The 12,255-nt window shown below is 73.9% G+C and carries 8 protein-coding genes; 3 read left to right on the top strand and 5 right to left on the bottom strand.

Translation table 11 applies throughout. The features are described from left to right. On the top strand, positions 1 to 1,307 hold a 1,307-nt coding region (locus tag K6I33_RS22500; protein WP_229355980.1), incomplete at its 5' end, for a glycoside hydrolase family 47 protein. A 112-nt stretch (positions 1,308 to 1,419) separates the two neighbouring features. After that, positions 1,420 to 3,282 carry an O-aminophenol oxidase PhsA gene (phsA, locus tag K6I33_RS22495; RefSeq protein ID WP_229355978.1) on the top strand — a complete coding sequence of 621 codons (1,863 nt, stop codon included), beginning with the start codon at positions 1,420 to 1,422 and terminating at the stop codon, positions 3,280 to 3,282. Between the two features lie 75 nt (positions 3,283 to 3,357). Here phsA and K6I33_RS22490 read toward each other — a convergent pair whose 3' ends face one another. The 4 genes from K6I33_RS22490 to K6I33_RS22475 all read right to left on the bottom strand — a co-directional run bounded on the left by K6I33_RS22490 (position 3,358) and on the right by K6I33_RS22475 (position 6,631). Beyond that, positions 3,358 to 4,347 carry an alpha/beta fold hydrolase gene (locus K6I33_RS22490; RefSeq protein ID WP_229355969.1) on the bottom strand — a complete coding sequence of 330 codons (990 nt, stop codon included), beginning with the start codon at positions 4,345 to 4,347 and terminating at the stop codon, positions 3,358 to 3,360. A gap of 117 nt (positions 4,348 to 4,464) precedes the next feature. Further along, entirely contained in the window at positions 4,465 to 4,752 is a 288-nt protein-coding gene (locus K6I33_RS22485) for a hypothetical protein (RefSeq protein ID WP_229355966.1), read from the bottom strand. 168 nt (positions 4,753 to 4,920) lie between these two features. Further along, a complete protein-coding gene (locus K6I33_RS22480) occupies positions 4,921 to 5,460 on the bottom strand; it encodes a hypothetical protein (protein WP_229355964.1) in 540 nt (179 codons plus the stop codon). Between the two features lie 766 nt (positions 5,461 to 6,226). Continuing rightward, on the bottom strand, positions 6,227 to 6,631 hold the full coding sequence (locus K6I33_RS22475; RefSeq protein WP_229355962.1) for a hypothetical protein: 405 nt from the start codon (positions 6,629 to 6,631) through the stop codon (positions 6,227 to 6,229). A gap of 197 nt (positions 6,632 to 6,828) precedes the next feature. On the opposite strand from K6I33_RS22475, the gene K6I33_RS22470 reads away from it, so the two are divergent. After that, positions 6,829 to 8,004: a hypothetical protein gene (locus K6I33_RS22470; protein ID WP_229355960.1), complete on the top strand. Its 1,176-nt coding sequence runs from the start codon at positions 6,829 to 6,831 to the stop codon at positions 8,002 to 8,004. Positions 8,005 to 8,011: 7 nt separating this feature from the next. On the opposite strand, the gene K6I33_RS22465 is transcribed toward K6I33_RS22470, so the two are convergent. Then, positions 8,012 to 12,255 (bottom strand): pentapeptide repeat-containing protein (locus K6I33_RS22465; RefSeq protein ID WP_229355957.1); only part of this gene is annotated, 4,244 nt, incomplete at its 5' end.

Here is a 12,255-nt window from a genome sequence, read left to right as displayed (position 1 = left end):
CGGGGAAGGCGCGGGAGATCCGGGCCGAGTTCCTCCACGCCTGGACGGGCTACAAGCGGTTCGCGTGGGGGCACGACGAGGTACTGCCCGTCTCGGGCGGGCACCGGGAGTTCTTCGCGGCCGGGCACCCGGTCGGGCTGTCGATCGTCGAGGCGCTCGACACCCACTTCCTGATGGGGCTCGACGACGAGGTCGGCCTGTGCCTCGACTGGATCGACGACCGGCTGGACTTCGACATCGACGCCCCCTTCCAGGTCTTCGAGACCACCATCCGGCTGGTCGGCGGGCTGCTCGCGGGGTACCTGGTCACCGGCCGCAGGGCACTGCTGGAACTGTGCGCCGATCTGACGGACCGGCTGCTGCCCGCCTTCACCCGCTCCCCCACCGGCATGCCCTACCGCTTCGTCAACCTCCGGACGGGCGCGGTCTCGGGCCGTACGGTGCCGCTGGCCGAGATCGGCACCCACATCCTCGAATTCGGCCTGCTGTCCGAACTCACCGGTGACCCGCGCTATCTGCGGGCCGCCAAGGGGGCGCTGGGCGCCGTGGTGCGGCGGCGCTCCTCGCTCGATCTGCTCGCCACCACCATCGATGTGGAGTCGGGCGAGTGGGCGGACCGGACGGCGATCGCCGTCAATCCCCCGGTGGACTCCTTCTACGAGTATCTGTGGGGCGCCTGGACGATGTTCCGGGACGAGGACTGCCGCGAGTGGTTCCGGACGCTCACGGCGGCGATCAAGAAGCACCAGGCGGAGCGGTCGGGCGGGCTGCTGTGGTTCCGGCAGGTGGACTTCCGCACCGGCGCCCCGCTGGGGCGGCGCCAGTCCTCGCTGGCCGTCGCGGTCCTCCCGGTGGGCGGCGACAACGCCCTGGCGGCGGACTACTACCGCTCCTGGACCGCCGTCCTCGACAAGTACGCCGTCATCCCCGAGGAGATCGACTACCCGGGGCTCAAGGCCACCGACCCCCGCAACGAGCTGCGGCCCGAGTACGCCAACTGCGCCTTCGAGCTGTACTGGCAGACCGGGGACCCCTTCTACCGCACCACGGCGTGGCGCTACTTCCAGAACCTCAAGGCCCACCACCGCGTCCCCGGCGGCTACACGGTCGTCGCCGACGTCACCCGCCGGCCCATGGCCAAGGGCGACCACTGCCCCGCGTACGTCTTCGCCGAGAACTTCAAATGGCTGTACCTCACCTTCTCCGACACCTCCCGCTTCGACTACGCGCGCGGCTATCTGAGCACGGAGGGCAAGGTGCTGCGCGGTGCCCGGCCGCCCGCGCGCGCACGGCTCGGGTGGCTCTGACTCGAACTCCCGTTTACACGCAACCCTGTTGTGCGCCCGTGCGTCTTCAGTGGTGACAGCTGCCGCCGGGCTCCGGCCGGCGGCACGGGGGAAGCGTGTACGGGGGTACCGCATGACCGAAACAGGGCTCGGCGCTGCCGGAAAGCCTGCCGGAAAGCAGGAAGCCGCAGCGGAGCTCACGCCCTTCCTCGACGCGTTGCGCGTCCCGCCGGTGCTGCGGCCCGGCCGGGCCGAGGCGCTGAGGGGCATCGAGATCAACCAGACCGCCACCTGGGTGCGCCTGCACTCGCAGCTGCCGCCCACCCGGGTGTGGACGTACGAGGGCCACTTCCCGGGGCCGACCATCGAGGTCCGGCGGGGCCGCCGGCTCCGCGTCACCTGGAGCAACCGGCTGACGGGCGCCCACCCGGTGGTGGCCGTCGAGGCCGTACCCGTGCCGGGCGGGCCCGACCCGGCGGACGAGCCGGGGCGCGGCGGGGCGGCGCCGCTGGCCGAGGTGGCCGCGCTGCCCGCGTGGACGGTCACGCATGTGCACGGCGCCAACACCGGGGGCGGCAACGACGGCTGGACGGAGAACGCCGTCTCGCCCGGCGACAGCCAGCTCGCCGAATACCCCAACGACCACCGGGCCGTGGCCTGGTGGTACCACGACCACGCGATGGACATCACCCGCTGGAACGTCTTCGCGGGCCTGGCCGGGATGTACCTGGTGCGGGACGACGAGGAGGACGCCCTGCGGCTGCCGCGCGGCCCGTACGAGATCCCGCTGATCGTCCAGGACCGCAACCTCGACCAGGACGAGGACGGCCGGCTGACGGGCGCGCTGCTCCACAAGACCGTCGTCGTGGCCCACGACGCCGCGGGGAAGAACCTCACCCGGGCGTTCACCGGCCCGTACACGCTGGTCAACGGTGTCATCTGGCCGCATCTGGACGTCGCGGCCCGGTGGTACCGGTTCCGGGTCCTCAACGCCGCCAACGGCCGGACGTATCTCCTCCGGCTGGTCGACGACGAGACCGGCGAGCCGGTGCGCGGCGCGATGTGGCAGATCGGCACGGACGGCGGGCTGCTGCCGCGGCCGGTGGCGCTGGACGAGCCGCTGCCCGTGGCGCCCGCCGAACGCCTCGACGTGCTGATCGACTTCGGCGCGCTGCGCGGCCGCCGGGTCCGGCTGGTCAACGCGGCCGAGGGGGTGCGCCATCCGGAGATCATGCAGTTCCGGGTGGACCAGGAGAAGGTACGGGACCCGTTCACGCTGCCGGAGGTCATCTCCGGCTCGTTCCGGCGGATCACTCATGAGACCGCGCCGGAGCACGGCCACCGGCTGCTCGTCCTCACCCCGCCCGGCACCGCCGGCAACGGCCACCCGGGGCTGTGGGAGATGCATCCGGTGGAGCCCGGCACGGTGACCGTGCCGGGCGAGGGGGTGATCCAGCTCAAGGGCCCGGACGGCACGGTGCGCACCTACCGCCGGGGCGCCACGACCTTCGACGACGCGCTCGGCTTCATGGTCGAGCACGGCGCGTGGGAGCAGTGGAGCTTCATCAACCTGGGCGGCCCCATGCACCCGATGCACATCCACCTGATCGACTTCCAGGTGCTGGGCCGCGAGCTCTATCCGACGGGCGAGGGGAGCGGCTTCGACCAGGCGCTGGGCGGCACCCGCACCCCGCTGGAGTACGGCGGGGCGGCGCCGGTGTCGGACAGCGACGCGGGCTGGAAGGACGTGATCCAGGTGCCGCCGGGTCAGCTGGTGAAGGTCATCGGCCGGTTCGAGGGCGCGAAGGGCCGGTTCATGTACCACTGCCATCTGCTGGAGCACGAGGACATGGGGATGATGCGGCCGTACGTCGTCATGCCACGTGAGGTGATGGTCTTCCACCACGCGATGGGTGGCGGCCACGACGGCGGTCATAACGGTGGCGGCCATGACGGTGGCGGTGGCCACGAGGGTCACGGCGGTCACAGCGGTTGACCGGTGCCCTCCGGCCGGCACCGCCCTCGTCCCGGGAGCGCTCGCCGCTCCCGGGCGGGGCGGTGCCGGCGGCGGTCACTTCGCGGCGGGCAGCGTACCGAGGAAGTCCAGGAGCGCGGCGTTGACCTCGTCGGGCCGCTCCTGCTGCGTCCAGTGGCCGCAGCCCGGCAGGGTCACACTGCGGTGGAGCTTCGGCACCAGGTGCGCCAGGTTCGCGATGACCTGGTCCATGCCGGGGAAGGACCGCACCACGTCGCGGTCGCCCGCCATATACAGCGCGGGCACCTCGATGGCCCGGTTCTGGAAGGGGGCGGTGAGCTCCCAGTTGCGGTCGATGTTGCGGTACCAGTTGAGGCCGCCGGTGAAGGCGTGGTCGCCGTGGTTGGCGTACTCCCGGGCGAAGGCGGCGATGTCGTCCTCGGTGAGCCAGCCGGGGAGCCCGTCGGGCTCGGGCATGGTGTCCAGCAGGGCCTCGCCCTTGGCGACGACCCAGGGGCGGGGCGGGTCGGTGACGGGGCTGTCTCCGGAGCCGCCGACGAGCAGCCGGCGGAAGACCGCCGTGGGATCCGCCGCCAGTTCGGCGTCGGCGCGGCCGGGCTCCTGGAAATAGATCTGGTAGAAGCCGTCGCCGAGCACCGACCCGAGGGCGGTCAGCGGCGGTACGGGGCCGCGCGGGATCGGCGGCACGCTCAGGCCCACGACGCCGCGTACGACGTCGGGGCGGAACAGGGCGGTGTGCCAGGCGACGGGGGCGCCCCAGTCGTGCCCGACGACCACCGCGCTCTCCTCGCCGAGCGCGTGGATCAGGGCGATGACGTCGCCGGTGAGATGGAAGATGCTGTAGGCGTCGATGGCCTCGGGCTGTTCGCTGCGGCCGTAGCCGCGCTGGTCGGGCGCGACCACGCGGTAGCCGGCCTCGGCCAGCGGCCCGAACTGATGGCGCCAGGAGTACCAGCTCTCCGGGAAGCCGTGCAGCAGCAGGACCAGCGGTCCCCGCCCCTGTTCGGCGATGTGCAGCCTGACGCCGTTGACTTCGACAGTGCTGTGCTCGACCGCGCTGGTCACATGCCCTCCTGCGATTCACCTGCGAAACATGCCGTCTCGGGGTCAACGGTAGAGGGAATCCATGCATTCCGCCCCGTTGTTGGGGGCCGGTCCGGCCGGTCGGCGTCCGGAACGGGCTCAGGACGGGGTGCCGCGGGCGACGAGGGCGCGCACCAGCCGGCAGGTGGTCGCGGAGGGCTCGCGCACCCCGATCTGTACGGCCGCCGTCCGTATCCTGCGGTCCGTGGCCCGGTCAGGGGTGTAGACACCGGAGTGCAGCAGGGCGATGGCCAGGCGCATCGCCTTCAGCTGGCGGTTGTACGTCTCGTACCAGTCGCGCGGCTGCCCCGCGGGCAGGCGCTTCTTGGGCAGGGTGGGAAGGCTCGGCAGATTCGGATGCGGATGCGGTGTTGCGACAGCGGCCATGGGCGTCCTCCTCCAGGGGTCGTGGACTCTTGCTCCACACCCCCGATTCTACTGCCGGGCACTGACAATCGCCCCAGCTCAGAAGGGGTTTGCCGGGAGCGGCCCGGCCGCCGCCGGAGCCGCTCCCACCGCTTGTCGCCCCCGGCCCGGAGGCCGGGTGGCATCGGCCTACTTGTGCGCTGCCGCCGCCGGGGCGGGCGTGGCGCAGGCGACGTCGGTGCTCGTCTGGTAGACGCCGTCCTTCTTCGCCTGGCCGCCCTGGTACTCGTAGTACAGGTACGAGTAGAACTCGATCTTCCGGCTGGGGCCGCAGGCCGAGTCGGCGGCGATCTGGTAGGTCAGCTTGGCGGTGCGGGTGGCTCCCGGGAGGATCGGCACGTTGTAGCGCAGGGTGCCGCTCTGGTTGGCCACGTCGCACTGCACGGTGTCACCGGCACAGGTCTTGAACGCGTACTTCAGGGCGGGGTCCTGCGTGGTGTTCCAGGTGGGCTGGATCGACTGGTACACGAACTGGGCGTTCGTGGTCTGGTCGTTGGTGAAGGTGAGGGTCACCGTGACCGTGTCGCCGGGCTTGGCGGTCGCCTTGTCGACGGTGACCGTCATGGGCGCGGCGGGGGCGGCGGAGGCCGGCTGGGCCATGACGGACAGGCCGGCGGCGAGGGCGAGGGTCGCGGACAGACCGAGGCGTCTGAACTTCTGTGAGCGCATGGCCGAGGACAGTAGACACGCGACCACGACCTGACAGCACCCCGGGATGAGGATCAGCCAAGGTTTAACCCGGCGATGTGACGTACGTTGCTGGTGCGTGGCCAGATGCCGCGTGGGGACAGGTGTGCGAAGTTGGCCGGGATGTGTTGATGAGGCGTACTGACAGGGGCCCGAGCGCGCCAAGAACACCTCCGGAGGGCCCGGTTCGCGCGGGGCGGGCCGCCGGTCGCCGAAGACTCGACTCATGCGTCCGCTCACCGCCGCCCCCGTCGCGATCGCGGGCATAGCCGGGATGTTCCCTGAGGCAAACGACGTCCGGGAGTTCCGGAACAACGCCGTCTCGGATCGGCCCTCTTCGCCCCGGACCGCGCCCACGCCCGCCGCGGCGCGTTCCTGGCGCCCCCTCTGTTCGAGCAGCCCGCGCCGGTGTGGCGCCCGGCGTGTGCGGCGCCATCCCCTCCCTGATACCGCTGGCCGCACGACTGCGGGGAGAGCGCGGGGCGCCGGAGGAGGAGGCCCGGCGGATCGTCCGGGCTTTTCCGGAGCGGCTGCCCGCCCGGACCGAGGACTCCCTTCCCTGTGGCGCTGCCGACCCGATGACCACCGGGGCTGCGACGCCGGCGACTCCATCGTGTCGTTCATATGCTTCAGCAAAACTCCCGCGCTCTCCCCGAGCGGCCGAGTGCGGCCGTTCGACGCCGGGGCACCGGCCGGTGCGCGGCGAGGTCCGCGCGGCCGGCAGCGCCCGCCGCCCACCGGGCCGCCGTCACCCCGTCCCGGTGTGCTCCGCCTCCGCGTGCTCCTCCTCCACCGCCCGGCGCAGCTGGGCGTCCTGGATGAGGCTCGTCGGGTAGAGGGCGCGGCCGAGCGCGTAGGGCTGCGCGTACACCGCGATCAGCTGGCGGATCTTGGCGCTGTCGGCCTGGGACGGCACGTGGACGGCCTGGACGGGTGCGCCCTCGTCGTCGTCCGCCCCGGGGAGACCGGCCCACATCTCCTCGGCGGCGCTCATCAGCTCGTCGGCCTCGTCGCGCAGACGGTGCCAGGCGCCCTCCCGCACTGCCTGCTCCATGGCGGAGAGCGAGCCGAGGATGGTGACGTAGTCCTCGGCCAGGCGCTCCTCCTCGGGGGTCGGTTCCAGCGCCTTGACGGCCAACTCGGTTGCGTACACGGACACCTCCACGAACGGACGGGGGGATCCGGGACCACACGTACGGTCCCGGCCCACGGCATCGTCGCGCCCCGGGTGCGCGGCCGTCAGTGTGCACTCTGACCGTGCTGCCATTTATCACCCGCTCGGCCGAGCGCCGGATCCCCGCGACACGGCACGACCGTGGCTGTTGACTGTGCGCCATGCGGATTTCATGGATGCCGAACCGGCGGCCGGCCGTGTCCCGGATGCTGCTCGTGGCCGCCGCCGCGGTCTGCGCCTTCCTGCCGCCGCAGGCGGCGCGGGGCGCCGTGGGGCCGCCCGGGGTCGTCTCGGCGCGCCCGCTGGCGGCGCTCGACGGGGCGTTCGGGGCGTACGCCGACCGGGTGCGCGATCCGGGTCACTGGACGGGCGGGGACAGCACGTACTCGGTGCCGACGCCCGCCGGTGAACTGTGGGTCTTCTCGGACACGTTCCTCGGCACGGTGCGGGCCGACGGCTCCCGCTCCCCCGTCACCGGGGAGGGCGGGACGACGCCGTTCGTCCACAACAGTTTCGTCCTGTGGCCCCGCTCCGGCGCCCCGCGCACGGTGACCGGCCGGGACCGGGCCGGGCGGCCCGGCTCCCTGGTGTCGCCGCAGGCCCCGGGCGAGTGGTACTGGGCGCGGGCCGGGATCCCCGACGGCCGGGGCGTCGCGGTCGTCTACGCCCGGTACGCGCGGAGCGGCACCGGGCCGCTGGACGTGGCCTGGCGCGGCTCCGTGGTGGCGAGGTTCCGCGAGGGGCGGCTCTCGCGGCCGGAGTCGGTCACGCCGCTGCCGTCGTCGGCCGGGATCTCCTGGGGCGCGTGGCTGGCACGGGAGGGGGACCGCACCTATGTCTACGGCACCGAGGCGGCCCCGTCCGGCGGCGGTGCCTACCTCCATCTGGCCCGGGTCGACGGTCCGGGCCTGCGCGGGTCCTGGCGCTACCGCGCGGCCGACGGCTCCTGGTCCCGCGAGGAGTCGCGGGCCGCGCGGCTCGCCGGGCCCGGCGGGGCGGCGCTGCGGGTCTCGGACGAGCTGAGCGTGGTCCGGCACGGGGCCTGGTACACGCTGGTCACCCAGCGGGCGGACGTGCCGTTCAGCGCGGAGCTGCGGCTGGCCTGGTCGCGCTCCCCCGGCGGGCCCTTCACCGCGCCGCGCACGGTGTACACGGCGCCGGAGGCGGGCCCGGGCGGCAGCTACCGGAACCCGAACGTCCTGGCGTACAACCCTCACGAGCACCCGGAGCTGGAGCGCGGCACGGACGACCTGGTCGTCTCCTACAACGTCAACAGTCTCGTCCCCCGGGACGTGATCGACCGCGCGAGCGTCTACCGCCCCCGTTTCCTGCGGATCAGGACCTCCCGTTGACCCTGTGTCAGAGCTCGGCGTCCATGGCCAGCCGGCGCACTCCGGGCAGGTGGTCGTCGAGCTCGCCGGGCTCGAACCGGCACATGCCCACGACGTGCCAGAACTCGCCCGCGATGTCGCCGTCGAACTTGTAGCCCCCCGAGGGGTTGAGGGCGGCCCAGCCGCCGGGGACGCCGATGAGGGTGGCCCGCGCGGCCGGTTCGCCGTCCTCCGGCAGCGACCAGAGCCGCACCGTGCCGTCCTCGGCGCCGCTGGCCAGCAGGGAGCCGTCGGGGCTGAAGGCGAGGGTGAGGATCCGGCCGGTGTGCCCGGTCAGCCGGCCGGTCCCGGCGCCCGTCAGGGGGTCCCACAGGCGGATGGTCCGGTCGTCGCCGGCGGTGGCCAGCAGGGCGCGGCGCGGGTGGGCGACGGCCGTCCACAGCCGTCCCGTGTGGCCGCGCAGCCGGTGCCTTATGGCTCCGTCCTGCCAGACGATGGCCTGTCCGTCCCAGGAGGCGCTGGCCAGCCAGGCGTCGCCAGGGCCGTGGACGACCGCGTACACCCGGTCGGTGTGGCCGGGGAGTTCGGCGACGAGACGGCTCTCGGTGAGGTCCCACAGGCGGACGAACGAGTCGTCGCAGCCGGTGGCCAGACCGGTGCCGTCGGAGGTGAAGGACAGGGAGCGGACCCGGCCCCGGTGCTGGCCGAGGGTGGTGACATGGGCGCCGGTGCTGCGGTACCACAGCCGGACGGTGTCGTCGTCGTTGGCGGTGGCGAGGATCTCGCCGTCGGCGCTGAAGGTCTCGGCCCAGACGTGGTCGGTCTCGGCGTCGATCTCGCGCTGGTACTCGCCGGTCCCGGCGTTCCACACGTAGACGTCGCCGTCGCTGCTGGAGGTGGCGAGCAGCGGGCCGCGCGGGCTGAACACGGCGGAGACCAGGCGGTCGTTGTCGCCGGTGAGCTCGCGCAGGTGGCGTCCGGTGGCGGGGTCCCAGAGCCGGACGACGCCGTCGTTGCCGCAGGCCGCCAGCTGGGTGCCCGAGGCGCTGAAGGCCAGGCTGACGACCTTGCGGCCGTGGCCGCGCAGGACGTTCCGGCCCCGGCCGGTGGTGGTGTCCCACAGCCGGACGGAGCCGTCGTTGCCGGCCGACACCAGCAGCGGGCCCGTCTCCGGCGCCGCCGGGCCGCCGTGGGGCCGGAAGCGGCAGGCCCACACCGAGCCCTGGTGGTCGGCGGGCTGCCGGCGCAGGGGCGCGGCCGTCCAGCCGGCCGCGGGCGGGGCGGCCTGGGTGATCCGCCAGAGCCGGACCGAGCCGTCGCTGCCGCCGGCCGCCAGCATGCCGCCCTCGGGGTCGAAGACCACCTGGTAGACGGCGCCGCCGCCGAGCAGCGGGGGCCCCGCCGCCTCGCCCGTGCGCGGGTCCCGCAGCATGACGTGGCCGTCGGTGTCGCCGCTGGCCAGCAGGGTGCCGGAGGGGTGGAAGTCCAGGGTGTAGACGCGGCCCGGGTGGCCGGCGCAGGCGTGCCGCTGCCGCAGGGTGGCGACGTCCCAGAGCCGGACGGTGCCGCCGTCGCCCTCGCCCATGTCACCGGTGGCCAGGAGGGTGCCGTCGGGGCTGAAGCGGGCGCGGTAGACGGCTCCCCGGTGGCCGTCGAGCTCGCCGAGGAGCCGGCCGGCGCGGGTGTCCCACAGCCGTACGCACGCGGCGGCGTCGCCGGTGGCCAGGACGGTGCCGTCGGGGCTGAACACGGCGGTGTAGACGGGCGCCTTGTGGCCGGGGAGGCGGTGGGTGACGGTGCCGGTGGCGACGTCCCAGAGGGTGACGGTGCCGTCGGCGTCGCCGGTGGCCAGCCGTTCCCCGGTGAGGTCCAGGGAGACGGGCCAGACGCCGTCCGCGTGGACGGCGAGCCGGTGGAGGCACCGGCCGGAGACGGGGTCCCACAGCCGTACGGTGCCGTCCGCGCCGCCCGTGGCGAGCACCCCGCCGCGGAACTTGACGGCGTAGACGCGGCCCGTGTGGCCGTGGAGGGTGCGCAGGGCGGTGCCCGTGGCGGCGTCGCAGACCAGGACGCCGCCGTCCTCGCTGCCGAGGGCGAGGAGTTCGCCGCCGGGGCTGAAGGAGACGGGCTCGGGCAGCCTGCTGGTGCGCATGTCGAAGCCGTAGGGCACGCCGACGGCCGCGGGCCGGAAGCCGGGCTCGGCGGTCAGGCCGGGGGCGACGGCGGCCGCGCGGAGTTCGGGGGTCTCCAGGACGGCCGGTTCTGCGATCGCGTTGATCAGGGCCGCGCGGTGCCAGCTGCCGCCGCCGACCCGGACGCCGCGCAGATCGGTGCCGATGAGCCGGGCCCGGCGCAGGTCGGCGCCGCGCAGATCGGCGCCGCGCAGGTCGGCGCCGTCCAGGCGGGCGCCGGCGAGGCGGGCGTCGCGCAGGACCGCGCCGGAGAAGTCGGCGCCGGTCAGGCCGGCGTCGGTGAGGTCGGCGCGGGTGAGGTCGACGCCGGAGAAGTCGCGGTAGGACAGGTCCTCCCCGGCGAGGACGGCGCCGCGCAGATCGGTGTGGGCGGGGATCCGCAGCCTGCTGAGGATCTTCATGGCGTTGGCCCTGGCCGTCTCGCCGGCCGGGCCCTCCGGCGCGCCGTCCTCGCCGCCGAGGGCCCGCTCGGCCCACCGCTGGCAGGTGCGGTGGTCGGCGAGGTCGCAGAGGAACTCCACGGCCAGCCTGCTGAGGGGGCGGCGGGCCAGGAGGTCGGCCTCGCCCGTCTCGCCCCGGCCGAGCCGGACCGCGGCCTCGCGGGCCACCAGCCATTCGGCCACGGACCCGTGGATGAACCGGAAGAGGCCGTCGTCGGTGCGCACCAGCAGGCTGCCGGAGCCGACGGAGTGGGCGGCCTGGGGCACCGACAGCCGGGAGTCGGCGAGCTCGGTGAGGGTCTCGGCCACGTCGTTGAGCTCGTCCAGGCGCAGGGCGCTCTCGCCGCTCTGCCACAGCCGCAGGGCCAGGGTGGTGACGGCCTGCCACAGCTGCGTCAGGTCCAGCCCGGGGAGGCCGCCGGGCCCGCCCTCCCCGCGCCGGGCCTCGAAGCGCAGCCAGGAGGTGAAGACCTCCTCGTAGAGCCCGGCGGGGCTCAGTGCCCGGCCGGCGCCCGCGACGGCGCGCAGCCGGTCGTGGTCGAGGTCGGCGACGAAGCTGAGCAGCCGGGGGTTGCGGCACAGGGCGAGGAGGTCGGGGATGCCCTCCAGCAGCCGCAGCCGGCGGTCGGCGGCCTGCGCGTCGCCGTAGCGGTTGACCAGGTAGGAGCGGATCTGCTGGGGGGTGAACTCCTGGACGGCGAGCACCCGGCGCTGCGGGAGCAGCCCGACGCGCTCGCCGAGCGCGGTGAGCACCTGGGCCTGGGAGCGGAAGTGCTGGGTGCGGCTGCTGACGACGATCTTGGCGCTGTCGACGGCGGCGTCGAGGAGCACCTGGAGGTGGTCGGCGGCCCGGTCGTAGGTGACCTGGTTGACGAGTTCGTCGAAGCCGTCGAAGAGCAGGACGATCCGGCCCTGTCCGAGCATGTAGCGGAAGGCGCGCAGGTCGATGGTGTCGACGCCCTGGCCGGCGAGGTGGGCGGCGACGAGCCCGTCGAGGGTGTGGGCCCGGTCGAGGCCGCTGAGCTGGATGAGCACCGGGACCAGGTGGGGCAGTTCGGCGGGGAGACGGCGGGCGATCTCGCGCAGGGCGAAGGTCTTGCCGTGCCCGAAGTCGCCGAGGAGGAGCAGGAAGCGGCCGTGGTCGGCGTCGAGGAGGCGCAGGACGTCGTCGACGAGCCCGTCGCGCTCCGTGCCGCCGGGGCGTTCCAGTTCGCGGTAGCGCTGGGGGAGGTAGAGGGCGGGCTGGTACTGGGGGTCGGCGCTGAGGCGTTCGGTCTGGGCGGCGACGTAGCCGCGCAGGTCCAGCAGGCCCTGGAACTCGGTGAAGCTGCGGACGAGGACGCCGCGGCGGCGGGCGTGCTCGCGGAGCTCGCGCGGGGGCGGCGGGCCGTCGTGGACGAGTTCGGCGTCGGGTTCGGCGCCGGAGGCGTGGACGTGGCCGATGAAGCTGTCGACGTCCTCGGCGCGCGGGGTGCCGACGAGGACGCCGACGTGCTGCTGCCGGACGAAGCCGGACTCGGTCCAGGTGACGAGCAGGCCGGGCGGGTCGCCGGGGAGGCGGCGGAGCTGAACGTTCTCGTGGCGGATGCGGCAGACCTCGGCGACACGGGAGAGCAGGGCCTCCCGGGGCCCCTCGACGG

Source organism: Streptomyces sp. UNOB3_S3 (assembly GCF_020740895.1).
In the GTDB taxonomy this organism is placed as follows: Bacteria; Actinomycetota; Actinomycetes; order Streptomycetales; family Streptomycetaceae; genus Streptomyces.
Note: the sequence above shows the minus strand (reverse complement) of the source record. Positions and strands in the feature narration are given on the sequence as shown.